Origin of the sequence: Dactylosporangium sp. CA-052675 (assembly GCF_050947935.1) — a bacterium.
GTDB lineage: Bacteria > Actinomycetota > Actinomycetes > Mycobacteriales > Micromonosporaceae > Dactylosporangium.
In genome coordinates, this window is sequence record NZ_CP192010.1 from 133,649 (window position 1) to 158,988 (window position 25,340).

At 71.7% G+C, this 25,340-nt stretch carries 21 protein-coding genes and 1 pseudogene; 6 read left to right on the plus strand and 16 right to left on the minus strand.

Going from position 1 to position 25,340, the window contains the following annotated elements; genetic code table 11:
* Nucleotides 1-68: 68 nt before the first annotated feature.
* Both ACQP1P_RS00655 and ACQP1P_RS00660 read left to right on the plus strand, forming a co-directional pair.
* Nucleotides 69-680 carry a hypothetical protein gene (locus tag ACQP1P_RS00655; RefSeq protein ID WP_433082084.1) on the plus strand — a complete coding sequence of 204 codons (612 nt, stop codon included), beginning with the start codon at nt 69-71 and terminating at the stop codon, nt 678-680.
* A 78-nt stretch (nt 681-758) separates the two neighbouring features.
* Nucleotides 759-1,277: pseudogene (locus ACQP1P_RS00660) on the plus strand (oxygenase MpaB family protein); the annotation flags it as partial.
* Between the two features lie 141 nt (nt 1,278-1,418).
* Here the strand turns inward: ACQP1P_RS00660 and ccsB are convergent.
* From ccsB to hemL, 6 genes are read right to left on the minus strand one after another with little or no spacing between them, the layout of a single operon-like run.
* A complete protein-coding gene (gene ccsB, locus ACQP1P_RS00665; protein WP_433082086.1) occupies nt 1,419-2,372 on the minus strand; it encodes a c-type cytochrome biogenesis protein CcsB in 954 nt (317 codons plus the stop codon).
* Nucleotides 2,372-3,943, minus strand: coding sequence for a cytochrome c biogenesis protein ResB (resB, locus tag ACQP1P_RS00670; protein ID WP_433082088.1), 1,572 nt, complete (start codon nt 3,941-3,943; stop codon nt 2,372-2,374). The genes ccsB and resB overlap by 1 nt, the downstream gene beginning before the upstream one ends.
* Nucleotides 3,943-4,689: a cytochrome c biogenesis CcdA family protein gene (locus ACQP1P_RS00675; protein WP_433082090.1), complete on the minus strand. Its 747-nt coding sequence runs from the start codon at nt 4,687-4,689 to the stop codon at nt 3,943-3,945. Before ACQP1P_RS00675 ends, resB begins: the two co-directional genes overlap by 1 nt.
* A complete protein-coding gene (locus ACQP1P_RS00680) occupies nt 4,689-5,219 on the minus strand; it encodes a TlpA family protein disulfide reductase (protein WP_433082092.1) in 531 nt (176 codons plus the stop codon). Before ACQP1P_RS00680 ends, ACQP1P_RS00675 begins: the two co-directional genes overlap by 1 nt.
* Before the next feature lies 1 nt (nt 5,220).
* Nucleotides 5,221-5,865, minus strand: coding sequence for a histidine phosphatase family protein (locus ACQP1P_RS00685; protein ID WP_433082094.1), 645 nt, complete (start codon nt 5,863-5,865; stop codon nt 5,221-5,223).
* Nucleotides 5,862-7,193 carry a glutamate-1-semialdehyde 2,1-aminomutase gene (gene hemL, locus ACQP1P_RS00690; RefSeq protein ID WP_433082095.1) on the minus strand — a complete coding sequence of 444 codons (1,332 nt, stop codon included), beginning with the start codon at nt 7,191-7,193 and terminating at the stop codon, nt 5,862-5,864. The genes ACQP1P_RS00685 and hemL overlap by 4 nt, the downstream gene beginning before the upstream one ends.
* Nucleotides 7,194-7,294: 101 nt before the next feature.
* On the opposite strand from hemL, the gene ACQP1P_RS00695 reads away from it, so the two are divergent.
* The gene (locus tag ACQP1P_RS00695) at nt 7,295-7,618 is read left to right on the plus strand and encodes an STAS domain-containing protein (protein ID WP_223100440.1); all 324 of its coding nucleotides are present in this window, start codon (nt 7,295-7,297) and stop codon (nt 7,616-7,618) included.
* On the opposite strand, the gene ACQP1P_RS00700 is transcribed toward ACQP1P_RS00695, so the two are convergent.
* Both ACQP1P_RS00700 and ACQP1P_RS00705 read right to left on the minus strand, forming a co-directional pair.
* Nucleotides 7,615-8,193 carry a response regulator gene (locus ACQP1P_RS00700; RefSeq protein ID WP_433082097.1) on the minus strand — a complete coding sequence of 193 codons (579 nt, stop codon included), beginning with the start codon at nt 8,191-8,193 and terminating at the stop codon, nt 7,615-7,617. The two genes, ACQP1P_RS00695 and ACQP1P_RS00700, sit on opposite strands and share 4 nt — an antisense overlap.
* Nucleotides 8,194-8,276: 83 nt before the next feature.
* Nucleotides 8,277-12,671, minus strand: a complete 4,395-nt coding sequence (locus tag ACQP1P_RS00705) for a HAMP domain-containing protein (protein ID WP_433082099.1) — start codon at nt 12,669-12,671, stop codon at nt 8,277-8,279.
* Between the two features lie 92 nt (nt 12,672-12,763).
* Here ACQP1P_RS00705 and ACQP1P_RS00710 point away from each other — a divergent pair, with 92 nt between their 5' ends.
* Complete coding sequence (locus tag ACQP1P_RS00710; RefSeq protein WP_433082101.1) at nt 12,764-14,836, plus strand: SpoIIE family protein phosphatase; 2,073 nt, start codon at nt 12,764-12,766, stop codon at nt 14,834-14,836.
* A 252-nt stretch (nt 14,837-15,088) separates the two neighbouring features.
* Here ACQP1P_RS00710 and ACQP1P_RS00715 read toward each other — a convergent pair whose 3' ends face one another.
* From ACQP1P_RS00715 to ACQP1P_RS00735, 5 genes are all read right to left on the minus strand, one after another.
* Nucleotides 15,089-16,747 carry a mannosyltransferase family protein gene (locus ACQP1P_RS00715; RefSeq protein WP_433082103.1) on the minus strand — a complete coding sequence of 553 codons (1,659 nt, stop codon included), beginning with the start codon at nt 16,745-16,747 and terminating at the stop codon, nt 15,089-15,091.
* Nucleotides 16,748-16,964: 217 nt separating this feature from the next.
* A complete protein-coding gene (locus ACQP1P_RS00720; protein WP_433082105.1) occupies nt 16,965-17,447 on the minus strand; it encodes a PH domain-containing protein in 483 nt (160 codons plus the stop codon).
* Nucleotides 17,448-17,463: 16 nt separating this feature from the next.
* Entirely contained in the window at nt 17,464-18,720 is a 1,257-nt protein-coding gene (locus ACQP1P_RS00725; RefSeq protein ID WP_433082107.1) for a glycosyltransferase 87 family protein, read from the minus strand.
* A 713-nt stretch (nt 18,721-19,433) separates the two neighbouring features.
* A complete protein-coding gene (gene mqnP / locus ACQP1P_RS00730) occupies nt 19,434-20,345 on the minus strand; it encodes a menaquinone biosynthesis prenyltransferase MqnP (protein ID WP_433082109.1) in 912 nt (303 codons plus the stop codon).
* Nucleotides 20,342-21,802 (minus strand): menaquinone biosynthesis decarboxylase, encoded by a 1,461-nt coding sequence (locus ACQP1P_RS00735; RefSeq protein ID WP_433082111.1) that lies wholly within the window; start codon nt 21,800-21,802, stop codon nt 20,342-20,344. Before ACQP1P_RS00735 ends, mqnP begins: the two co-directional genes overlap by 4 nt.
* A gap of 86 nt (nt 21,803-21,888) precedes the next feature.
* Between ACQP1P_RS00735 and ACQP1P_RS00740 the strand changes: the two genes are divergently transcribed.
* Nucleotides 21,889-22,521 carry a UbiX family flavin prenyltransferase gene (locus ACQP1P_RS00740; protein ID WP_433082113.1) on the plus strand — a complete coding sequence of 211 codons (633 nt, stop codon included), beginning with the start codon at nt 21,889-21,891 and terminating at the stop codon, nt 22,519-22,521.
* Here ACQP1P_RS00740 and ACQP1P_RS00745 read toward each other — a convergent pair.
* Complete coding sequence (locus tag ACQP1P_RS00745; protein WP_350610253.1) at nt 22,484-22,711, minus strand: BldC family transcriptional regulator; 228 nt, start codon at nt 22,709-22,711, stop codon at nt 22,484-22,486. The genes ACQP1P_RS00740 and ACQP1P_RS00745 overlap by 38 nt on opposite strands.
* A 185-nt stretch (nt 22,712-22,896) precedes the next feature.
* Between ACQP1P_RS00745 and ACQP1P_RS00750 the strand changes: the two genes are divergently transcribed.
* On the plus strand, nt 22,897-23,343 hold the full coding sequence (locus ACQP1P_RS00750; RefSeq protein ID WP_433082115.1) for an Lrp/AsnC family transcriptional regulator: 447 nt from the start codon (nt 22,897-22,899) through the stop codon (nt 23,341-23,343).
* A gap of 5 nt (nt 23,344-23,348) precedes the next feature.
* Here ACQP1P_RS00750 and ACQP1P_RS00755 read toward each other — a convergent pair whose 3' ends face one another.
* The gene (locus ACQP1P_RS00755) at nt 23,349-23,954 is read right to left on the minus strand and encodes a putative glycolipid-binding domain-containing protein (protein WP_433082117.1); all 606 of its coding nucleotides are present in this window, start codon (nt 23,952-23,954) and stop codon (nt 23,349-23,351) included.
* Nucleotides 23,955-24,005: 51 nt separating this feature from the next.
* Nucleotides 24,006-25,232, minus strand: a complete 1,227-nt coding sequence (locus tag ACQP1P_RS00760) for a DEAD/DEAH box helicase (RefSeq protein ID WP_433089747.1) — start codon at nt 25,230-25,232, stop codon at nt 24,006-24,008.
* Nucleotides 25,233-25,340 lie beyond the last annotated feature (108 nt).

Sequence of the window (25,340 nt, forward strand, 5' to 3'; positions counted from 1 at the left end):
GTGCCAAACCCCCCGCGGGCATCGCAACCCGGTCCCACCCGCACGGCCGGTGTTCCAAAGGAGTTCCCGTGACCCACGCCGCTTCGCCCTTCCGCCGTCCGGACGCGTCGCCGTACGAGCGCCCGGCCTCCGAGGACACGGAGTTTCTCCCCGCCGTCCTGGAGGAGCCCGAGCCCGACCTGCTGGCCGAGCCGCCGCTGGACGACGACCTGAACGAGCGGATCGCGAAGGCCGCCCCCCGGCGCCTGGCCAACCGCGCCACCTACGTCCTGGCCGGCCTGGCCCTGCTGGTGGTCGGCTTCGTGGGCGGCGCCCAGGTGCAGAAGTCCTACGGCACCGCGCCCGCCGCGTCGGGTCCGGGCGGCGCCAACCCGGCCGCGCTCGCGAGCGCGTTCGCGGGCCGCAACGGCGGCCAGTTCCCGGGCGGCGGCGCGCAGGGCGGCGGCCAGGGCAACACGGGCACCCGCGGCGGCGTGACCGGCACGGTCAAGCTGGTCGACGGCACCACGGTGTACGTGGAGACCGCGGACGGCCAGACGGTGATCGTGAAGACCAGCGACAAGACCACGGTCTCGACCCCGGGCGCCCTGAAGGACCTGACCGCGGGCTCCACCGTGACGATCCAGGGCCAGCAGGCTGACGGGTCCGTGACAGCAACCTCGATTACGAAGACGAAGTAGCTAGCCTCGGGCGGCATGCCGGTTCAGCGGATCATGTTCTACGACTTCCCGTGGGACGTGCGCATGGCCGGCCGCCTGATGATCTGGCACCTGTATGCCTGGCCACCGACGGCGGCCGCGGTGGGCTCGACCGCCGACCTGCTCACGCGGGCCGAGATCACGTCGCTGACCTTCGGCGACCTGGTGGAGCACGGCCTGGACTCCCCGCGCGGCCGGGAGATCCTGCGCTTCGTCAACCGCAGCCATCGGGGCACCCCGGTGACCGCCGAGCACAACCGCTTCGCCCTGGCCGCCCTCGCCGTGACGCTGATCCGGTGGCTGGACGCCCACGGCTGGCGCCCATTGACGCCGGCCGAGCGGGACGCGCTGATCGGCTTCTACGCCGCGCTGGCGCACCGCATGGGCGTGCGCGACTTCCCGAGCGACCCGTTCGCCTACCTCGCCGCGCGTGAGGCGGAGTTCGCCCGCTCCGAGGCCGGGCGCGTGTGCAGCGAGCGCACGCTGGCGATGGCCCGGGCTCGGGTCCGGCCCTGGCTGCGCTTTCTGGTCCGCCCGGTGGTGGCCGCGCTGCTCCTGCCGTCGGTGCGGGCCGCGGTGGGCCTGCCGGACCCGCCGCGACCGGTGCGGGCCGCGGTGGCCGCGGCGCTGTGGCTCCGCCGCGCGGTGGTGCGGTGGCTGCCGCGGCGGACGAAGCCGACGACGCCCCGCACGCGGCGCCAGAACCGCCGAGCGCGGAGGTCAGACGCCGGCGTAGGAGTGCAGGCCGTTCGCCACGAGGTTGACGCCGAACAGGTTGACCAGCATGGTGCACCAGCCGATCACGGCGATCCAGGACGTCACCCGGCGGCTCACGCTCGGGGTTGACCGCGCGTGCAGGTAGCCGGCGTACACGACCCAGGCGACGAAGGACCAGATCTCCTTCGGGTCCCAGTTCCAGTACCGCCCCCAGGCCGCCTCGGCCCAGATCGCGCCCGAGATCACGCCGAAGGTCCAGATCGGGAAGGCGAAGGCGTGGACCCGGAAGGTCACGCGCTCCAGGGTCGCGGCGGCCGGGAGGCGCTCGCCCAGGGAGTACGGGAAGCGGGTCTTGCCGGCGTCGTGGCCCATGCGGATCAGGTGCATCGCGGCGGCCACGAAGCCGACCAGGAAGATGCCCGATGCCGTCGACGCGGCGCCCACGTGGATGACCAGCCAATACGAGTGCAGGGCGGGCACCAGCGGACCGACCGGCACGTAGAGGCTCATGCCGGCGATCGACAGCAGGACCGCGGCGACCAGGGTGACGAACAGGCCCAGGTGGCGCAGGTTGGGCAGGCGGACCATCGTGAACAGCCAGGCCGTCATGCCCACCGCGGTGGCCATCATGACGAACTCGTACATGTTGCCCCAGGGGGCGCGGTCCGCGGCGATGCCCCGCGTGACCAGGGCGCCCACGTGGGCCAGGTAGCCCAGCACCATGAGGACGACCGCGGTGACGCCGGCCCGCCGGGCGCCGGGGGAAGGAGCCGCGACGACCTCCTCGGCCGCGACCTCCGGCGAGGCCCCGCCGCCGCCGACGGTTGCCAGCTCCCGCACGGCCAGGCGGGCGACCACGCCGCGGCCGCCGAACGCGTACTCAACCGCGTACGCCATCATCGCCAGCACGTAGCTGACGATCGCGACGGCCAACAGCTGGTTCGACAACCCGCCCATCACACAACCTCCTCGACGGACTCAGTCTGCGCCACCTGCTCCGGAACCGGAGCGGCGGGGGTGGCCGCGCGCACGATCTCGGCGAACTCCTCGGCGAAGCCGGGGTGGTCGCTGCGCGGCAGGCCGCCGGCCGTGACGCCGGTGGGCGAGACGCGGAAGAAGACCCGGCGGCGCTTGCCCGACAGCGAGCCGAGCAGGCCGGCGAGCAGCGCGATGGCGCCGCCCAGCACGATCGGCTGGCCGGGGTCGTGGCGCACCGAGATGCTGATCCACTGGCGGGTGCCGACGAACTGCACGGTGGTGCCGTCGGGCAGGGTCGCGCTCTGCCCGGGCTTGAGCATCAGCGGGTCGCCGAACTTCGCGAGCCGCCCGGCCTCGATCTGGCGGGTGTCGAGGGTGTAGACGGACAGGGGGGCGCCCGCGTCGAAGCCGAGCACCCCGCGGTACGGCTGCAGCATGAGGCGGGGATCGTTCTCGGCCGGGAACGCGGAGGAGTTGACGGACGGGTCGGACGGGACCGTGGGCAGGTAGATGCCCGAGAAGCCGATCTGCGCCTTGTCGTCGCGGGTGCGCGTCTCCGGGTTGATGTTCACGTCCGGGAACGTGGCCACGCCCTGGCTGGTGAGCAGGCCGTCCGAGGGCAGGAAGTTCGACACGTTCTCCGAGGTCTTGCCGTACTTGTCCGTGTACCGCAGGACCGGCGCGTACCCGTGCCCGAGCAGCGACACGTTCGCCCCGTCGAGGCGCAGCGGGTCGTTGACCTGCAGCCGGCGCTCGGACGACTTGCCGTTCTGGGTCACGTGGACGTCAGCCTTGTACGTCACCGGCTGGCCGTTGTCGAGGTAGCTCGCGCTGAACTTGTCCAGCCGCAGGCAGAACCGGGGCAGGTCGTTCTCGCCGACCTGGGCGCCCAGCGCGTGCTCGTCGTAGTTGAGCAGCGTGTTGCAGAATGCGAAGTCGTCGCCCTCCACGAGCAGGCGGTTGCCGTGCCAGCCGAACCACGAGCCGAACGCGACGCCGAAGAGCAGCGACAGCAGGGCGAAGTGGAAGACCAGGTTGCCGGTCTCCTTCAGGTAGCCCTTCTCGGCGGAGATCTCCAGCACCTCGCCGTCCTCGCGCACGGTGGTGCGGAAGCGGCGTTTGCGCAGCACGCGGCGGATGCGCTCCGCGTCCTCGGCGGTCCCCGACCCGGCGAGCACGGCGTGCTGCGGCAGCCGTTCGAAACGAGCCGGAGCTTTCGGCGGTACCTTCACCAGCGCGACGAAGTGCTGCCGGAACCGCGGCACCAGGCACCCGACGAGCGAGACGAACAGCAGCAGGTAGATCGCCGAGAACCAGGGCGAGCCGTAGACGTCGAAGAACGAGAGCCGGTCGAGGGTCGGCCCCCACTGCTGGTGCGTGTCGAGGTAGGTGTCGACCTTCTCCGGCGACACGTTGCGCTGCGGCAGCACCGAGCCCGGGATCGCGGCCACGGCGAGCAGGAACAGCAGCACCAGCGCGGTGCGCATGCTGGTCAGCTGGCGCCAGGCGCGGCGGCTCACGGCCACGACCGTGTGGTAGAGCCGGCGCATCAGATCGGCACCGTTCCGGCCGGGCCGATGTTCGCCTGCAGAGCGGTCATGAGGTAGCTCCAGACGCCGGTGACCAGGGCGAGCCCGATCAGCACGAGCAGGGCGCCGCCGATGCGGGTCACCCAGCGGCTGTTGCGGCGGATGAACTTCACGACCCCGATGAGCCGCTGGAAGCCCAGCCCCATGGCGATGAAGGGTATGCCGAGGCCCAGCGAGTACGCGACCGCGAGCGTGACCGCCCGGGCCTGCGAGCCGCTGGTCGAGCCGAGCGCGATCATCGCGCCGAGGGTCGGGCCGGTGCACGGCGCCCACGACAGCGCGAAGACCACCCCGAGCACGGGCGCGCCGACCAGGCCCGCGGAGGGCAGCCGCTGGATGCGCCACTGCCGCTCCAGGCCCGGCACCAGGCCCATGAAGGCCAGGCCGAGCACGATCACGGCGGCGCCGACCACGATCTCGATCGTCCGGCGGTGCACGACCATCGCCATCGCGGCCTGGGTGGCGAGGACGATCAGCCCGACGAACACCACGCCGAAGCCCGCGACGAACAGGCCCACGCCGGCGAGCACCCGGCCGCGGCGCTTGCCGGAGTCGAGGTCCGCGCCGGCCAGGCCGGTGACGTAGGACAGGTAGCCCGGCACGAGCGGCAGGATGCACGGCGACAGGAAGCTGACCAGCCCGGCGAGCGCGGCCACCCCGATGGCCAGCAGCAGGGGACCGCTCGCGGCGACCGAGCCGGCGTCCATCAGGCCTTCTCGGCCAGCAGGTCGCGCACGACCGGTTCGAGCAGCGCCTGGTCGACCTCGGAGCGCATGACGGCCGCGATGCGCCCGGCCTTGTCGATCACCAGCGTGGCCGGGATCGAGTTCGGGGGCACGTCGAAGTTGAGCGCGAGCGATCCGGACGGGTCGAAGATGCTGCCGTACGTCGGCTTGATGTCGGCCAGGTAAGCCTCGGCCGGGTCGCGCTGGTCGCGGATGTTGACGCCGATGAAGGTGACGCCCTGGGCCTTGGTCGCCGCGAGCACCTTCTCCAGCTCGGGGGCCTCGGAGCGGCAGGGCGGGCAGTAGGAGGCCCAGAAGTTCACGACCACGACCTGGCCCTTGTGCTGGGCCAGCTCGAACCGGCCCGAGCCGTCCATGAGCTCGCCGCCCATGGTGGGCGCCGCGACCCGCTTGTCCACGTCGATCTTGCGGCTGCCGAGGGCGTTCTTGGGTGAGCTGCTGGTGCAGGCGGCCAGGAACAGCACGAGGACCAGCACGAGGGCCCGGCGCATCTCAGGCGCCCTTGGCGTTGCGGGCCGAGGCCGACAGCGCGACCAGGTGCGCGGCCGGTTCCGCGTAGGCGATGCCGACGATCTTCGTGCCGTCGAAGTGGAAGCTGGTGAGGCTGGCCAGCGAGCACTCGCGGCGCCGCGGGTCGTGCCAGAGCCGCTTCTTCTCGATGTGCCGGCGCAGCGTCCAGATCGGCAGCTGGTGCGAGACGCACACGGCCTCGTGCCCCTCCGCCGCCTCGCGGGCGGTCAGGACGGCCTGGTACATCCGCGCGGCGATGACGTTGTAGGGCTCGCCCCAGGACGGGGTCATCGGGTCACGCAGCACCCACCAGTTGCGCGGGTCCTTGAGCGAGCCGTCGCCGACGCCGACCTGCTTGCCCTCGAAGAAGTTCGCGCTCTCGATCAGCCGCTCGTCGACCGCCACCGGCAGTCCGAGCTGCTCGGCGAACGGCTCGGCGGTCTGCTGCGCGCGCTCCAGCGGGCTCGCGACCAGGTGCGTGATGTCGTGGCCGGCCAGCGACTCGGCCGCGGCCTTGGCCATCTGCACGCCGAGCTCGGAGAGCCGGAAGCCGGGCAGGCGCCCGTAGAGGATCTTCGTGGGGTTGTAGACCTCGCCGTGGCGCAGCACGTGGACGATCGTCTTCATGCCGCCACCCGCGCCGCCGCCCGGGCCGCGTGCGGCAGGGCCGACTCGAGCACGCCGAGCGCCTCGTCGTCGATCGCGGTGGAGACGAACCAGGACTCGTACGCGCTCGGCGGCAGGTAGACGCCGCGCGAGAGCATCTCGTGGAAGAAGGCCCGGAAGGCGGCCACGTTCTGCGTCTGCGCGTCGGCGAACGAGCGCACCGGCCGGTCGGTGAAGAAGATCGAGAACATGCTGCCGGCGGTGGACAGCACGTGCGGTACACCGGCCGCGCTCAGGGCATCGGAGGCCAGCTTCGACACCGTCGCGGCGGTGGCGTCCAGGCGGTCGTAGACGTCCGGGGTCGCCAGCCGGAGGGTCGCGAGGCCCGCCGCGCACGCCAGCGGATTGCCGGAGAGCGTCCCGGCCTGGTACACCGGGCCGGCCGGGGCGAGCCGCGACATGATCTCGGCCCGTCCGCCGAACGCCGCGGCCGGCATGCCACCGCCCATGACCTTGCCGAACGTGAAGAGGTCGGCGTCCACGGGCTCGAGCCCGGCCCAGCCGCCGCGGCTGACCCGGAACCCGGTCATCACCTCGTCGAGGATGAGCAGGGCGCCGTGGCGGTGCGCGAGGTCGGCGAGCTTCGCGTTGAACCCGTCGCGGGGCGCGACCACGCCCATGTTGCCGGCGGCGGCCTCGGTGATCACGGCGGCGATCTGGTCCCCGTGGGCCGCGAAGGCCTCCTCGAGCGCGGCGACGTCGTTGTACGGCAGGACGATCGTGTCGCCCGCGGCCGCGCCCGTGACGCCGGGCGAGTCCGGCAGCGCCAGCGTGGCCACCCCGGACCCGGCCGCGACGAGCAGCGCGTCGACGTGCCCGTGGTAGCAGCCGGCGAACTTGATCACCTTGGACCGCCCGGTGAACCCGCGCGCCAGGCGCAGGGCACTCATCGTCGCCTCGGTGCCCGAGTTGACCAGGCGCACCTGGTCGATCGGGGTGCGGGCGACGATCTCCTCGGCGAGGTCGACCTCGCCGGGCGTCGGCGTGCCGAAGCTGGTGCCGCGCGCGGCGGCCTCGGTGATGGCGGCGACGACCTCGGGGTGGGCGTGGCCGAGGATCAGCGGCCCCCACGAACAGACGAGATCCAGGTAGCGCCGGCCGTCGGCGTCGGTGAGCCAGCAGCCGGAGCCGCCGACCATGAAGCGCGGGGTGCCCCCGACCGCCCGGAAGGCCCGGACAGGTGAATTCACCCCACCCGGCACGATGGCCTGGGCACGGTCGAACAGGGCCTGCGAGGCCGGCGCGTCGCCCGAGAACGGGCCGAGACCGGCGGTGTCAATATCGGTCACAGCCTGCCCATTCTGACAGCCGCTCCGGGCGTGCGACGCGCGGCCCTCGGGCCCGTGTGCCCGACGCCACTGCGAGGCCTGATCAGATATAGGCTGGTGTCGTGGATCGACCCGATCTCTCCGTATCCGTGCGCCGCGCACCGAGCGAGACCGTCGTGTCGCTGACCGGTGAGATCGACATGTCGACCGTTCCCCGCCTGGCCGCGGCCGTGGACGACGTGCTGAACGAGCCGCCGGCGCGCGTGGTGCTCGACATGGCGGGCGTGACGTTCTGCGACTCCCAGGGCCTTGGGACGCTGGTGGTGCTGAGCCGCAAGGCCACCCTGGCGCAGAGCTACCTGGTGCTGGTCAACGTGGGCGCGTTCCTGATCCGGGTGCTCGACATCACCGGACTGCGCAACGCGCTGATGATCCAGGAGGTCTAGAACCTCGCGCGCGCCTTCGCCAGCGCGGCCATCGCCTTCTCCACCTGTTCGCGGCCGAGCTCGCCGTCGGCCGCCAGCGCGCCCTTGAGCAGCGCGGTGGCCTCGTCCACGGCCAGGCCGGCCGCGCGCAGCTCGGCGTCGCGCACCCGCACGAGCTCCGACTGGGCCGCGAGCTGCTGCGTCATCGTCCAGAGCTCGACGAAGACGGAGACCTTGGCGCGCAGTACCCACGGATCGAACGGCTTGGTGAGGTAGTCCACGGCACCGGCCGCGTAGCCGCGCAGGGCGAGATGAGAGTCCCGGTCGGCGGCCGTGAGGAAGATGATCGGCACGTGCCGGGTCTTCTCGCGGCGCTTGATGTGCCGGGCGGTCTCGAAGCCGTCCATCGTGGGCATCTGGGCGTCGAGCAGGATCAGCGCGAAGTCGTCCACGAGCAGCCGCTTGAGCGCGTCCTCGCCGCTGTCCGCCCCGACCGTCAGCACCGGAAGGCCCTGCAGGATCGCCTCGAGGGCGAGCAGGTTGTCCCGCCGGTCGTCGACGAGCAGCACCTTCGCGGGCCGGTCCGGTCCAGTCACCACAGCAACCTACACCCAGCGGCTGGGTCGAAGCGGAGGTCGGGCGGCGGCGGACGCGGCCCGACCTCCGCTTCGCTGCCGCCTCAGACGGCCCGGCCCTCCCCGTTCACCCAGGCGGCCATGACGTCGAGCAGCTCGTCCAGGTCCACCGGCTTGGTGATGTAGTCGCTGGCCCCCGCGGCGAGGGACGACTCGCGGTCGCCCGGCATCGCCTTGGCGGTCAGGAACACCACCGGCAGCTCCGCGAAGCGGCGGTTGCGGCGGATCGCGCGGGTCGTCTCGTTGCCGTCCTGGTCGGGCATCATCGCGTCCATCAGCACGATGTCGACGTCGGGGTGCTCGGAGAGGATGCGCACGCCGTCGGCGCCGTTGTCCGCGTAGAGCACCGTCATCCCGTGCAGCTCCAGCGCGCTGGTGAGGGCGAAGACGTTGCGCACGTCGTCGTCGACGATGAGCACGGTGGCGCCGTCGAGCTGGTGGGCCGCGGCGGTGGTCGAGCGGCGCTCCGCCGACGGCAGCGAGCGCAGCATCGGCGGGGCCGAGGGCAACGGGCGGTTCACCGGCGGCAGCGCCTGCGACTGGGTCGGCAGCGACTGGTGCAGCTGCTGGTGCAGGGTCGGCGTGACCTCGGTCGCGATGACGTCGGGCAGGTAGAGCGTGAACGTCGCCCCGTGCCCGACCTGCGAGGTCACCCCGATCGCGCCGCCGAGCAGGCGGGCGAGCTCGCGGCTGATCGACAGGCCGAGGCCGGTTCCGCCGTACTTGCGGCTGGTCGTCCCGTCCGCCTGCTGGAACGCCTCGAAGATGAGCGCCACCTTGTCGTCCGAGATGCCGATGCCGGTGTCGGAGACGGCGAACTGGATCACCCGGCGGGCCCCGGCGAGCGTCGGCGCCTGGAAGTCCAGGCCGGCCGGGGCGACCCCGATGGCCAGCGTCACCGTGCCGTGGTCGGTGAACTTGACGGCGTTGGAGACCAGGTTGCGCAGGATCTGCTGGAGCCGCTGCGGGTCGGTGACGATCGCGGGCGGCAGCGAGGGGTCGGCGACCACGGTGAAGTCCAGGCCCTTGTCCTCGGCCTGCGGGGCGAAGGCCTGCTCGACGTACGCCCGGATCTCCTCGAACGAGACCTCGCCCGGCTCGACGTCCATCCGGCCCGCCTCGATCTTGGACAGGTCGAGGATGTCGTCGATGAGCGCGAGCAGGTCCGAGCCGGCGTTGTGGATGGTCGCCGCGAACTCGATCTGCCGCGCGGTCAGGTTCGCGTCCGGGTTGTCGGCCAGCAGCCGCGACAGCAGCAGCATCGAGTTGAGCGGGGTCCGCAGCTCGTGGCTCATGTTGGCCAGGAACTCCGACTTGTACTGCGAGGCCTGCGCGAGCTGCTGCGCCTTCTCCTCCAGGCCGAGCCGCGCCATCTCGATCTCGCGGTTCTGCTTCTCGATGTTGCCCTTCTGCTCCGACAGCAGCGTCGCCTTCTCCTCCAGCTCGGCGTTGGTCCGCTGCAGCTCGGCCGACTGGTCCTGCAGCTCCTCGGTGAGCCGCTGCGACTGGGAGAGCAGCTCCTCCGTGCGCCGGTTGGCCAGGATCGTCTTGAGCGCGACGCCGATGGTGACCACGAGCCGGTCGAGGAAGGACAGGTGCAGGTCGCTGAACGGCGAGACGCTGCCGAACTCGATCACGCCGAGCGGCTCGCCCTCGAAGAGCACCGGCAGCACGACGAGGTCGGCCGGGGCCGTCTCGGTCACGCCCGAGCGCACCCGCAGGCGCGCCTCGGGCGCGGCCTGCACACGGATCGCCCGGCGGGACAGCGACGCCTGGCCGATGAGGCCTTCGCCGGGCGCGAAGCTGATGTCGGCGCCGGGGGCGACGTAGCCGTACGAGGCCTCGAGGCGCAGCCGCAGCCCGATCTCCGGGTCGGCGCCGGAGAGGAAGAACGCGCCGATCTGGGCGTCGACCAGGGGCGTCACCTCGGCCATGATCATGCGGCAGACCTCGCCGAGGTCGCGCTGGCCCTGCAGCAGGCCGCCGACGCGGGCCAGGTTGGAGTCCAGCCAGCCCTGCTCCGCGTTCTTCTTCGTGGTCTCGCGGAGCGTGACGATCATCTGGTTGATGTTGTCCTTGAGCTCGGCCACCTCGCCGAGCGCCTCGACCGCGATCCGCTGGGTCAGGTCGCCGCGGGTCACCGCGGTGGACACCTGCGAGATGGCGCGCAGCTGGGTGGTCAGCGTCGAGGCGAGCTGGTTCACGTTCTCGGTGAGGTCCCGCCAGGTGCCGGAGACACCCTTCACCTGGGCCTGGCCGCCCAGCTTGCCCTCCGAGCCGACCTCGCGGGCCACACGGGTGACCTCGTCGGCGAAGGACGAGAGCTGGTCGACCATGGTGTTGACGGTCGACTTCAGCTCCAGGATCTCGCCGTGCGCGTCGACCGTGATCTTCTGCGACAGGTCGCCGCGGGCCACGGCCGTCGTCACCTGGGCGATGTTGCGGACCTGGCTGGTCAGGTTGGACGCCATCGAGTTGACGTTGTCGGTGAGGTCCCGCCAGGTGCCCGAGACGCCCTTCACCTGGGCCTGGCCGCCGAGCTTGCCTTCGGTGCCGACCTCGCGGGCCACGCGGGTGACCTCGTCGGCGAAGGACGAGAGCTGGTCGACCATCGTGTTGACGGTCGACTTCAGCTCCAGGATCTCGCCCTGGGCGTCGACCGTGATCTTCTGCGACAGGTCGCCGCGGGCCACGGCCGTCGCGACCTGCGAGATGTTGCGGACCTGGGCGGTGAGGTTCGAGCCCATGAAGTTCACGTTGTCGGTCAGGTCGCGCCAGGTGCCGGCCACCCCGCGCACCTGGGCCTGCCCGCCGAGCTTGCCTTCGGTGCCGACCTCGCGGGCCACGCGGGTGACCTCGTCGGCGAACGACGAGAGCTGGTCGACCATGGTGTTGACGGTCGACTTCAGCTCCAGGATCTCGCCGCGGGCGTCGACGGTGATCTTCTGCGAGAGGTCGCCGCGGGCCACGGCGGTCGCGACCTGGGCGATGTTGCGGACCTGGCTGGTCAGGTTGGACGCCATGAAGTTGACGTTGTCGGTGAGGTCGCGCCAGGTGCCGGCGACGCCGGTGACCTGGGCCTGGCCGCCCAGCTTGCCCTCGGTGCCGACCTCGCGGGCCACGCGCGTGACCTCGTCGGCGAACGACGAGAGCTGGTCGACCATCGTGTTGACGGTCGACTTCAGCTCCAGGATCTCCCCGCGGGCGTCGACCGTGATCTTCTGCGACAGGTCGCCCCGAGCGACCGCCGTGGACACCTGGGCGATGTTGCGGACCTGGCTGGTCAGGTTCGAGGCCATGAAGTTGACGTTGTCGGTGAGGTCGCGCCAGGTGCCGGCGACGCCGGTGACCTGGGCCTGGCCGCCGAGCTTGCCTTCGGTGCCGACCTCGCGGGCCACGCGCGTGACCTCGTCGGCGAACGACGAGAGCTGGTCGACCATCGTGTTCACGGTGTCCTTGAGCTCCAGGATCTCGCCCTGGGCGGCCACCGTGATCTTCTGCGAGAGGTCACCGCGGGCCACCGCGGTCGCGACCTGGGCGATGTTGCGGACCTGGCTGGTCAGGTTGGACGCCATCGAGTTGACGTTGTCGGTCAGGTCCTTCCAGGTGCCGGCCACGCCGGGCACCTCCGCCTGACCGCCCAGGTTGCCCTCGGTGCCGACCTCGCGGGCCACCCGGGTCACCTGCTCGGCGAAGATCCGCAGCGTGTCGACCAGCGAGTTGATCGTCTCCGACAGCTCGGCGATCTCGCCCTTCGCGCTCACCGTGATCTTCTGCGACAGGTCGCCGCGGGCCACCGCCGTCGCCGCCGCCGAGATCGACCGCACCTGCCCCGTGAGGTTGGCGGCCATCGAGTTCACCGAGTCCGTGAGGTCGCGCCAGGTGCCGGCCACGCCGGTGACCTGGGCCTGACCGCCCAGCTTGCCCTCGGTGCCGACCTCGCGGGCCACGCGCGTGACCTCGTCGGCGAACGACGAGAGCTGGTCGACCATCGTGTTCACGGTGCGGCCGATGGTGAGGAACTCGCCCCGCAGCGGCCGCCCGTCGATCTCCAGGGCCAGCTGCTGCGACAGGTCGCCCTCGGCCACCGCCACGATCACGCGGGCGATCTCGGTGGTCGGGCGGCCGAGGTCATCGATGAGCGAGTTGACCGCGCGGATGTGGTCGAGCCACGACCCCTCGAAGCCCTCCTCGTCGAGCCGCTCGGTCATCCGGCCCTCGCGGCCGACGACCCGGCTGATCCGCAGCAGCTCGCGATTCTCACGCTGCTTGGTCTCGGCGAGCCGGTTGAAGCGCTCGACCACCTCGCCCGGCAGCCCGTCGCGGCGGCTCAACCTGATCTTCAGGTTGCCGGACAGCATCTGGTCCAGCGCCTTGGACAGCTCCTCCAGGAGCAGCGTTTCCGGACTCTTCCGGGTGACTTCGTCGACTGTGGTCATGGCGTCTCCACCGGTCTCGGGGGCAGGCGGTGTCCACCCATCGTCGTCCTTCAGGTTGGATTGTTACCACCGTTCAGTGGAGACTGCGAGATGTGACAACCCAGACCGTCCGGAGGCTCAGGCTCCCGGCCGACCATAGCTCTCCCGGTCTGGCCCGCGAGGCGATCCGGACGATCGCGCACGAACGGGACCTCGTCCCGGTGCTCGACGAGGCTTTGCTGCTCGTCACCGAGCTCACGACCAACAGCGTCGTGCACGCCGGGACCGAGGTCGACCTGGAGATCACCGCCAGCGACGCCTCGCTCACCGTCGCCGTGCTGGACTTCAGCCCCGGCGTCGTCACGCCCAGGTCTCTGCAGACCGGCGGCGATCTGCCCGAGCGCGGGCGCGGCCTGCTCCTCGTCGAGCAGATGGCCACGGCCTGGGGCACCGTGCACTTCACCGGCGGCAAGGGCGTCTGGTTCCGCCTCGACGTCACGCCGGCCGATCGCCTCGACGTGCCCTCGTTCGACCTGCCCTCCGCCGTGGACTCGCTGATCTGGTCCGGCACCGGCGTCTCGCTCGAGGAGCTGGCCGAGGAGCTGCTGCAGCGGCTGTGCCGGGCGATCGGGGCCCAGGGCGCGGCGCTCACTGTGGACGAGGGCGACGGGCCGCACACCGTCACGGCCTACGGGCGCCTCGGCGGCGGCGTCGGCAGTCAGGCGGCCCAGGCCACGCCGGTCGGCGGCGGCGGTCAGGCCGCCCAGGCCACGTCGATCCAGACCCAGGCGGCCGGCGGCGGCGGTCAGGCGACCCAGACCACGCCGGTCCAGACCCAGGCGGCCGGTCGCGGGTTCGTCCGCCGGGTGCCGTTGCGCGTGGCCCGCCCGTGGCGCGCCGAGCTGCTCGTGGCCGGGGGCGGGAACAGCCCCTACGCGCGGCCGCTCATCGCCCTGGCCGCCGACCGGCTCACGCTGCTGGTCGAGAACCACCGGCTGCGTCGCGCCGACGCCGAGCGCCGGACCTGGCTGACGTTCCTCGCCGACGCGAGCGAGCTGCTGGCCCAGTCCCTCGACGTCGAGCTCACGCTGGCGCTGATTCCGCGGCTGGTGGTACCGCGGCTCGGGCAGTGGTGCGCCATCCACTCCGCGGACGCCGGGGGCGAGCTGCGCCTGGCCGCGGCCACGCACGCCGACGAGTCCCAGGTCGCCGACCTCCTCGACGCCCTCGCCCAGGCCACGCCGCAGCTCAAGGAGGCGATGGCGACCGACGCCGTGGTGCCGCTGGGTGCGCCGCTGGAGGGCTACATCGTCGCGCTCATCGCCCGCAACCAGCACCTCGGCACGCTGGCGGTCGGTGGCAAGGGCGACACCTGGCAGCGCGCCGAGGAGGTGGCCGTCGTCGAGGACGTGGCCCGCCGCGCGGCGCTCGCCATCGACAACGCCAACATCCACGCCGAGCGCCGCCGCGTGGCCCAGACCCTGCAGCGCTCGCTGCTGCCGCCCCAGCTGCCGAAGGCCGAGGGGGTCGAGTTCGGCGCCGAGTACGTGCCCACGGGCGAGGGCGTCGACGTCGGCGGCGACTTCTACGACGTGGTGTCGCTCTCCGCCCGCCGCTGGATGGTCGTCGTCGGTGACGTCTCCGGCAAGGGCGTGCAGGCCGCGACCGTGACCGGCCTGGTCCGCGACGTGACCCGCGTCCTCGTCCGCGACGGGCGGCCGCTGCCCGAGGTGCTCGTACGGCTGAACGACACCCTCCTCGAGCGCGGCGGCGGGCGGTTCTGCACGCTCTGCCTGGCCCAGATCCTGCGCCGGGGGGACAACCGGCTCGACGTGACGCTCCACCTCGCCGGGCACGACCAGCCGGTCCTGCTGCGCGCGGACGGCAGCACGGAGCTCGTCGGCGCCTGCGGCACCGCCCTGGGCCTGCTCGACACCATCAACACCCCGCGCAGCCAGGTCCTGCTCGACCCCGGCGACACGCTGATCTTCTTCACCGACGGGGTGACCGAGCGGCGGCGCGGCGTCGACCTGTTCGGGGTCGACCGGCTGCGCGAGGAGGCGGCGAATCTGGCCGGCTTCCCGGCGGATGTGGTGGCGACGCGGCTGCGGGCGCGGACGCTGAGCTTTTCGCCGGAGATCCCGCGTGATGACATCGCCATCTTCGCGGTTCGTAACGACGCCTGACGTTTCCCGCTTCGCCCTCTGCGCCTGCTTCGCCCTCTGCGCCCGGGCTTGCGGCGCTTTGTTTCCGCGCGGGCATTGCGCCCGGGCTTGCGGCGCTTTGTGCCCGCACGGCCCCTTGCGCCCGGGCTCGCGACGCTTCGTGCCCGTGCGGTTCCTTGGCGCCCGCGCCCCTGGCGGCCGTGTGGCCCGCTCTGTGGTTTTATCCGTTTCGGGGCATCTACGCGCTTCGTCGTTTTGTCGCGCCGTCGTCGTTCAGGCCACCCAGCCGGAGTGCAGGAAGTAGGCGGCGAGCACTCCCTGAGTGCTCAGGAACGTGGCGAGCACCGCGCGGTCGAGCCAGGGGCGCCTCCCGAGCGCGCCGAGCGCCATGAACGCGGGGAACACCTCCAGCCCGATGCGGGAGGCAGAGTAGAGCGGATACGGGATATCGCTCGTGTACCGGCTGGGAAAGCTCACCATGAACACCACCAGCGCCAGCCCGAGCAGCGGAAAGATCGCCCGGTCCCATCCTCGCCGCAGCCAGGGGATCAGCAACACGGCGAGGGTCACGACCGTCGCGAGCTCGAGGACGTTGTGGGCCCAGATCTCCGTGAACCAGGGGCCGGCGTGCCGGGCGGCGTTCACGGGCGCGACCCAGGGCCAGGTCAGATGGCGGCCCCAGTGCGCGGCCTGGGTGTGGGAGAACGCGAGCGGGTCGCCGTACGCCTTCAGGTTCACGAACATCACCGCGCCGAGCCCGCACGGGATGACGATAAATGCGCATAATTCGGACCAGCGGCGCAGATTTCCGGCGCCCTTGAGCGGCAAGGCCGAGACGCCTCGGTGCACTCGCGAGTGCCCGAGAGCGGCGGGGACACCAGGGTGCACTTGCGGATGCCCGAGGGCGGGGATGCCGCGGAGCGCCCGCAGAAGCCGGAGGGCGGGGATGCCGCGGAGCGCCCGCAGATGCCGGAGGATGCGGATGCCGCGGGGTGCCCGCAGGTGCCGGAGGATGCGGATGCCTCGGGGTGCCCTCAGATGCGCCAGGGCGGGGATGCCCCGGCGGACCCGTACGTAGCGGAAGGCGGCAATACCGCGGCGCGCTCCCAGGTGCCGGAGGGCGGGGATGCCACGGTGCACCCGCAGGTACTCGAACGCGAATGCCGCCGCGAGCAGGATTCCCGCCGAGCGGGTCGTCGCGGCCAGGGCGCCCAGCGCGCCGGCGGACCACCAGAGGCGGCGGCGCAGGCAGTACACGGTCGCCAGCATGAGCGCGAGGAACAGGCCCTCGTTGTAGGCGGCGCTCAGGAAGAAGCCGGTCGGGAACGCGACGAGGTAGAAGGTCGCCCGGGCGGCGGCGGCTCGGCCGAGTTCGAGGTCTGTGAGGCGGTACAGCAGGACGAGCGCGGCCAGCAGGGCCCCGTTGGCGACGAGCAGCGCCGCGACCCAGGCCCGGCCCAGGCACAGCGGCGTGAAGGCTCGGATGAGGAGCGGGTAGAGCGGGAAGAAGGCGGCGGGCGAGGCGTCGGGCGTGGGCTGGTAGCCGTGCTCGGCGATCGCGACGAACCACTTGGAGTCCCACTGCGACGCCCACAGCCGGGCGACCTGGATGGGCGTGCGGTGCGGCTGCTGGTCGCCGATCCACGCGAACGCGGAAACGGCCGCGAGACCGGCCCGGCTCGCGGCGAAGGTCGCGCCGCCGACCAGCATCGCCCGCCGCCAGGGACGATCCCCGGCCCGCCGGCCGGCCGCGTCCGCCTCGCCATCGGGGTTGGCCGGCCGCCTCTGACCGGGCGCCCTCGGACTCGGCGATGTACCCGGGGTCGCCGTCGTCACCGCCGGCGTTTCGCTCGGCTTGGTCGTCGTCGCTGCCGTCGCCGTCGCCGTCGTCGCCGGTGCTGCCTGCGCTGCGCTCGCTTCCACCGTCGTCACCGCTGGCGCTGCGCTTGCCGTCGTCGTCGCCGGTGCTGCCTGCGCTGCGCTTGCCGTCGTCGTCGGTGCTGTCTTCGCTGCGCTTGCCGTCGTCGTCGGTGCTGTCTTCGCTGCGCTAGGCGGGGTCACCGGCGCTGTCTCGGTCGCGCTCGGCTCGCCCAGCGACTCCGGCGACTCCGGCGACGGAGCCGGATTCGCGGGCGGGGGCGGGCTCGGGTCAGCCGGTGGCGCCACTGGCGGCTCGGATGCGGTCCAGGGCGTCGGCGACGTCGGCGGGGCGGGCGTTCAGGTCGTACGTGCTGAGCAGGTGCAGGTTGTCGCCCGTGTCGATCTCCAGGAACTCGCTGCGCAGGCCCGCGCGGGAGCGCGACTCGAGGCGGACGCGCTCGATCTCGGGCCAGGCCAGGCGGCGGTGGCCCGCGTAGCCCGACACGACCGTCACGCCGTCGGGGTCGGCGGCGAGGCGCACGGGCGCGAGGAGGTCGCGCAGCGCGTAGGCCCCGGCGACGACGGCCGCGACGATGGCCGCGCTCAGGGCCGGCCGGTCGTCGGCGAGGAACGCGGCGCCGAGTCCGAGCGCGACGGTGACCGCGCACTTGAGGGCGGTGAAGCCGGGCGAGACCCGCCACCGCATGGTCGTCGGCTCGGGGCCGTCCGGCTCATCGGCGGCGGGCTGCTCGGAGAAGGCACCACTGCGCATCCGCACATCCCTACGATTACGCGACCCAGCCGCCCCGCACGAAGTAAGCGGCCAGAATCGCCTGCAGCATGAAGAAGAGGGCGATCACGATCCGATCGATCCACGGCCGCGCCCCGATGCGCGCCAGGATCATGAACGCCGGGAAGACCTCGAGGCCGAAGCGCGAGGCCGAGTACAGCGGATAGGGCATGTGCGACGACGGGAAGCTGATCATGAGCAGCGTGAGCCCGACGCCGACCAGGGGCAGCACCCACTGGTCGCGCCGCAGCCGCCACGGCCCGACGAAGCACAGCACGAGCAGCGCGATGCACGCGAGCGCGGTCGCCAGCTCCAGCAGGTTGTGTACCCACAGGTCACTGAAGCCGAAGCGCAGGCCGAACCCGCTGTGCAGCGACTGGAACCCGCGCCAGACCGGCGCCCAAGGCCAGTCCAGGTGCCGTCCCCAGTAGCGCTGGGCCCTCAGGAACGCGAACGGCTCCCCGTACGCATTGAGCGAGAACGCCGCGACCCCGGCCACCCCGACCGGGATGAGCAGCACCGCCAGCGCGCTACTGCGCAGTTTGAAGCGATTGACGCGGACGTACTCCCAGACGAACGCCGCCGCCAACAGCACCCCGGCGGACCTCGTGAACACCGCGAGCCCGCCGAACACGCCGGCCCACCACCAGTGCCGCTGGCGCAGGCAGTACAGCGACGCGAGCATGAGCCCGATGAACAGCCCCTCGTTGTAGCCCGCGGTCAGGAAGAACGCGGTCGGGAACGCCACCAGGTAGAGCACCGTGCGGCCGGCCACGACGCGATCGAGCTCGCGTTCGGCGAGCCGGTAGAGCACCACCAGCGCCCCGAGCGACGCGAGGTTGGCGACGAGCAGCGCGGCCACCCACGGCTTGCCGAGGCAGAGCGGGGTGAGCGCGCGGATGAGCATCGGGTACATCGGGAAGAAGGCGGCGGGCGCCTTGTCGGGATCCGGGTAGTACCCGCGCTGGGCGATGTCGATGAACCACTTCGAGTCCCACTGCGAGGCCCACTGCGCCGCGATGTACGTCGCCGTGACGTTGGGCCGCTTCTCCCCGATCCACGCGAACGCCGTGACGACCGCGAGCGCGATCTTGCTCGCGGCGAAGATCCCGAACCCGGCGAGCAACGCCCGCCGCCACGGCCGGTCCCCGCCCGCCGCCGTCCCGCTCGCCGGCCCCGTGGGCTCGGCCGGTTCGTTCGGTTCGTTCGGGTCGTTGGGATTCGTCCGCTTTGTCGGCACTTCGTCGCCCGGCACCGCTTCCACCGACCCGCGTCCGTCGGCCACCGCGCTCATTGCCGCCCCGCTCGCCCCCGGCGCTACGGCCCAGCTCGGCCCCGAAGCCGCAGCCCGGCTCGGCCCCGCTGTCTGGTCGGCCGTCGCCCGGGTGAGCACTGCCGGCAGCCGTTCGACCACAGCGGCTGAGGGCGCGGGCGAAGCAGCGGCGGGGGACGCGGTCGCAGGCGGGACAGCGGCGGGGGACGCGGTCGCAGGCGGGACAGCGGCGGGGGACGCGGTCGCAGGCGGGACAGCGGCGGGGGACGCGGTCGCAGGCGGGACAGCGGCGGGGGACGCGGTCGCGGGCGAGACCGCGGCGGAGGGCACGGTCGCGGGCGAGACTGCCGCGGAGGACGCGGTCGCGGGAGGTGCGGTCGCGGGAGTCGCGGCGGCAAGCGACTCAGCGGTGGATGCCGACCCTGCCGCGTCCGGGGCGGTGCGGGGCCGTGCGAGGGACGCCGACTCCGCGGCCAAAGACGGTCCTCCAGCGGACTCCTCAGCCCCTGCGTGGGACGCCGAACCCGCGGCCGGCGACCGTCCTCCGGCGGACGCCCCCGCCCGTGCGGGGGGTGCCGACTCCGCAGGTGACGAGGGTCCTCCAGCGGACGCGTCGGCCCGAGCGGGGGCCGCGTGGGTGCTTGAGCGGTCCTCAGGGTCGTCGGCCATCTGCGGCATCGTAGAGGCGCCCATCGTCAGATTCGTAGCCCGCCGCGGACCACGAGGTCGAGCAGCGCGAACACGAACAGGGCGATCCCCACGAACCCGTTCGCCGTGAAGAAGGCGCGGTTCACGCGGGACAGGTCGCTCGGGCGCACGATCGCGTGCTCGTAGACGAAGGCCACGGCCGTGATCGCGAGGCCGATCCACCACAGCCAGCCGAGGCCGACGAGCTGGCCGAACCAGACGAACAGGCCGAACGTGACGACGTGGGCGATGCTGGACAGCCGCAGGGCGAAGGGCACGCCGAAGCGGGCCGGCACCGAGTGCACGCCGATCTCCCGGTCGATCTCGGTGTCCTGGCACGCGTAGATCAGGTCGAAGCCGCCGATCCAGAGCCCGACCGCGACGCCGAGCACCCACGCCGGGCCGGAGCCGCGCAGGTCGCCCGTGACCGCGAGCCAGGCGCCGACCGGCCCGACCAGCTGCGCGAGGCCCAGGATGGCGTGGGGCCAGTTGGTGAAGCGTTTGCCGTAGGGATAGACGATCAGCGGCACCACCGCCAGCGGAGCCAGGGCGAGGCAGAGCGGGTTGAGCAGGGCCGCGGCCCCCAGGAACACGACGATGGCGACGATCGCGCCCGTCCACGCCGTGCGCACGCTCACCGCACCGGTCACGAGCTCGCGCCGGGCCGTGCGCGGGTTCCGCGCGTCGATGTGCCGGTCGATGATCCGGTTGGCGGCCATCGCGAACGTGCGCGCGCCGACCATCGCGATCGTGACCAGCAGCAGGTCGAGCCAGCCGACGCGGGGCCGGTCGCCGCCGGTGGTGGTCATCACCGTCAGTGCGGCCAGGTAGGCGAACGGCAGCGCGAACACCGAGTGCTCGATCGCGACCAGCCGCAGGAACGCCTTGACCCGGCTCGGGGGTGCCTCAGCGATCGTCACTTGAACCCATACTCTCTCCAGCGCTTGTCGACCCGCGCCACGACATCGGGGGACATGATCATCTCTTCCGGCCAGCCGCGATGGTAGCCCTCGGCCGGCGTCTTCCGCGTGGCGTCCAGCCCCGCCTTGCCGCCCCAGAACTGCTGGTAGGACGCGTGGTCGAGGTGGTCGACGGGGCCCTCGGTCAGCAGCAGGTCGTGCTTGTAGTCGACGTTGCCGAACGCGCGGAAGGCGACCTCGGCGTAGTCGTGCACGTCGCAGTCGTCGTCCACGACCACGATGAGCTTGGACAGCGACAGGAGGTGGGCACCCCAGACGGCGCTCATCACCTTCTGCGCGTGCTTCGGGTATCGCTTGCGGATGGAGACGATCACGCAGTTGTGGAACACCCCGGCGGCCGGCAGGTCGTAGTCCACGATGTCCGGGATCAGCAGCTTGAGCAGCGGCAGGAAGATGCGCTCGGTCGCCTTGCCCAGGCCGTGGTCCTCCTGCGGCGGCTTCGACGTGATGATCGAGTGGTAGATCGGCTGCTTCCGGGTCGTCATGCACGTCACGTGCAGCACCGGAAAGTCCTCGACCGGCGTGTAGAAGCCGGTGTGGTCGCCGAACGGGCCCTCGGGCAGCCGCTCGCCGGGCTCGAGGTAGCCCTCCAGCACGATCTGGGCGTTGGCCGGCACCTGCAGCGGCACCGTGAGGCAGTCGACCATCTCGACCCGCTCGCCGCGCAGGAAGCCCGCGAACAGGTATTCGTCGATGTCGGAGGGCAGCGGGGCGCTCGCGGTGTAGCAGACCACGGGGTCCGCCCCGATCGCGACCGCCACCGGCAGCCGCCGGCCGAGCCGCTCCGCGACCGCATGGTGGGCCGTGGAGTCCTTGTGGATCTGCCAGTGCATGCCGATCGTGTTGTGGCTGTGCTGCTGGAGGCGGTAGAGCCCGAGGTTGCGCTTGCCGGTCTCCGGGTGCCGGGTGTGGGTCAGGCCGAAGTTGTGGTAGATCCCACCGTCGTCGGGCCACACCTGCAGGCCGGGCAGCCGGTTGAGGTCGACCTGGTCGTCCTTGTAGACGACCTCCTGGCAGGGCGCGGTCTTGACGTGCTTGGGCGGCACCGACTTGAGCTGCATGAGCTTGCCGATGCCGTCGCGGATGCCCGCCCAGCCGACCGGCAGCTCGGGCTTGACCAGCTCGCCGATGCGCACCCCGACCTCGTCGAGGTGCTCGACGCCGAGCGCCATCGCCGTGCGCCGCTCGGTGCCGAACAGGTTGATCGCCACCGGCATGTCGCCGCGGGTCGGCTTGTCGAAGAGCAGGGCGGGACCGCCGGCCCGCACGGTGCGGGTGACGATCTCGCTGATCTCCAGGTGCGGGTCGACCGGCACCGCGACCCGATGCAGCTCTCCCGCCTTCTGCAGGGCGGCCAAAAACTCGTTGAGGTCTGCATAGGGAAATCCGCGAGCCATGCCTGCATCCTCGCAACCGGGTACGACATTTTCGTCGGCGCCCCTCCCTGCCCGGCCTTCCGCGGCCGTCGTGGCAGAGTTGTCGCGTGTATCAGCGCAGGCCGTGGGTCGTCGGGGTGTCCGGGGCGTCCGGCACACCGTATGCGGCGGCCGTGCTCCGGGCGTTGTTCGACGCCGGCGAGGCCGTCGACCTCGTCGTCTCCCGTGCGGCACGGCTCACGATCCTCGACGAGACCCGAGTGTCCTTCCGCGACGCGCACTGGAAGGACGATCTCGCCGCCTGGCTCGGCCGGTCGCTCGGCAGCGCCGACGTCGCCTACTGGCCGGCCGGTGACCTGGCGGCCGGGCCGAGCAGCGGTTCATACCCGGTCAAGGGCATGCTGGTGGTGCCGGCGAGCACGGCAGCGTGTGCCGGCATCGCCATCGGACTGTCCAAGGACCTCCTTCAGCGCGCCGCCGAGGTGAACCTCAAGGAACGCCGCCCGGTCGTGGTCGTGCCACGAGAGACCCCGGTGACACGCAGTCACCTGGAGCACCTCATCGCCTTACACGACGCGGGTGCGGTGATCCTGCCCGCGAGCCCCGGCTTCTACGCCGCCGGTGCCGCGGCCACGGCCGCTCAGCTGGTCGATTTCGTCGCCGGCAAAGTTCTCGACGCCGTCGCCGTATCGCACAGCCTGTTCACTCGTTGGTCGGGTGAGCTCGGCCATTCCCGTTAGAGGTGTCATCAAGAGCGTCATCCCCTTCGAGCAACGCCCTCACCTCGGATTCCCGGAACCGCCGGTGTCCACCCGGGGTTCGGATGCTGCTGATCCGGCCGGCCGCGGCCCAACGTGTCACCGTCTTCGGATCGACGCGAAACAAGGCAGCGACCTCACCGGGCGTCAGCAGACGATCTCCCGTCTCCACGGCCCCTCCTTTACCCTGGGTGGCTCGCCGGGCTCGCGCACCCCCATGCTGCGAGTCTGAAAGCGCGAGTCATCCTGGGATGTACGCCCATTACAGCACCGCTCACGTGCCGTGTCCGGGAAACGAGGAAAACGCACTTCTGGGTATTTAGCTGTGTTAAAAGCCGGACCGTTAGGCTTGTCGCGATGGATGCGATCGACCGACAACTCATCGACCTCCTGCGGGACAACGCCCGGCTTCCATATGCCGAGCTCGCCCGGAAGGTCGGCCTCTCCGCCCCGGCCGTGCACGAACGCGTCGGCAAGCTCGAGTCCTCCGGCGTCATCCGCGGCTACCGGGCCGAGGTCGAGCCCGAGACGCTGGGCCTGCCGCTGACCGCCGTGATCGGAATCGTGCAGGACAGCAGCGGTGACACCGACGCCGTTCTCGATGCCCTGCGCGAACGCGAGGAGATCGAGTCGTGCTACTTCATGGCCGGCGAGGAATCGTTTCTGTGCAAGGCGCGGGTGAAAACGATAGGTGATCTCGAACGGCTCATCGTGGACTTGAACCGCGTCAAGGGCGTGGCCCGGACGCGCACCACCGTCGCGCTTTCCACGAAATGGGAGGGGCGGATCCGGCCGGCCGGCTGAACCGTTCATGCCAGCGTCGCCAGGCCCGAATATTCGGCGACGTAACCATCCGCGGTGAGGTCGAGGTCGGCGACGAAGTTCTCAGAGCGGTACCGTATCCGGCTCTTCGCAATGACCTCGTAACTCTGCGCATAGGGCAGGACGGCCAGGCTCGGCAGCAGGACCCACGCCGCCTCGATGTCGACCTTGGTGCCGGGCTCGGCGCGGTGCAGCCCCAGGCGCCGAATCGGCAGCGTGCTGGTCAGCGGCGAGTTGTGCAGGTCCACGTCGAGCACCGCGTGCAGCCGGTCCGGCTCCTCGATGCCCGACATCGGCGCGGTCGGCAGGACCCGCTCGAGGTTGCCCTGCTCGCTGGTGGTGACCCGCCAGCGCCCGGCGGCCCGCTCCATGCGCAGGGTCCGCAGCCAGCCGGCGCCCTCGACGGCGACCTCCAGCCGGGTGCTCGCCCACGACTCGTCGGTGTGCAGGTCATAGCGGCAGGTGTACAGCGCGTTGTCCGCCGCGAACGCGACCCCCTTGGCGTGCAGGCCCCGCCTGTCGTCCAGGGTGACGAACTCTCCGCCGACGGTGTCGGTCCGCTGCCAGGCGAACGCCCGCGGTAGCACGGTCATCCCCGGACCGTACTCGACCGCGAGCGTTCGTGTGGGCCTCGCTACCGAGGGTTATCGATTGCGGGGCGGGCGCCGGTCGTTCGTGAACCGGCGGCCGGGCGCGTTCGTGGGAGCCTTCGGGGTGAAACGCACCGGCACCCCGCTCGGCTGACGCGCGCCGGTGACCTCGGCCAGCGCCGGGTCGCCCGCGCGGACGCGCAGCTCGTTGGGGGTGACGCCGGCCTTGGCCAGCAGTGCCGCCGCCCGCCGTCGCTGCCGCGGCAGCACCAGCGAGACGACCGTGCCCGCGGCCCCGGCCCGAGCCGTGCGGCCCGCCCGGTGCAGATAGTCCTTCTGGTCCCGCGGGAGATCCACGTGTACGACCAGAGAGACATCGTCGATGTGAATCCCGCGCGCCGCCACATCGGTCGCGACCAGCACGTCGACCGTGCCCTCGCGGAACTCGGCCAGCGTGCGGGTGCGCACCCGCTGCGTCTTGCCGCCGTGCAGCGCCCCGGCCCGCACGCCGACCCGCGCGAACTGCTCCACCAACTCGTCCACGGCCAGCTGGGTCTTCACGAACAGGATCGTGCGACCCTTGCGAGCGGCGATGGAGGCGGCGATGGCCACCTTGTCGTGCGGCGGTACCAGCAGCACGTGGTGATCCATCGACCCCACGGAGGCCACCGGCGGCTCGATCGAGTGCGTCACCGGGTCGATCAGGAACTTCGCCACCAGCGCGTCGACGTCCTTGTCCAGCGTCGCGGAGAACAGCAGCCGCTGCCCGCTCGCCGGCGTCTGGCCGAGGATCTCGGTGACCTCGGGCAGGAAGCCCATGTCGGCCATCTGGTCGGCCTCGTCGAGCACGGTGATCTCGACCGCGTCCAGGCGGCAGGCGCCCCGCTTGATGAGGTCCCCGAGCCGGCCCGGCGTCGCCACCAGCACATCGACGCCGCGTTCCAAGGACCAGATCTGCCGGTCGTACGGCACCCCGCCCACGGCGGTCTTGCAGAACAGGCCGAGCACCTTGGCCAGCGGGGTCAGCGCGTCGTTGACCTGCATCGCGAGTTCGCGGGTCGGCACCAGGACGAGGGCCTTGGGCGCGTGCGGCCGGGAGCGGCCGGAGGCGGCGAGCCGGGCGAGCAGCGGCAGGCCGAACGCGAGCGTCTTGCCCGAGCCGGTGCGGCCGCGGCCGAGCACGTCGCGGCCGGCGAGCACGTCGGGGACGGTCGCCGACTGGATCGGAAACGGTTCGGTGATGCCCTCTTTGGCCAGCGCCCGCACCAGCTTGTGCGGCAGTCCGAGGCTCGCGAACCCGGGCCCGGTGGCCGGCTCTTGCTCGGTGGTCGATTCGAAGAGGGAGGGATACGAGCTGGGGTCAGCGAGCAGCAAGGAGCTGGGACCTTC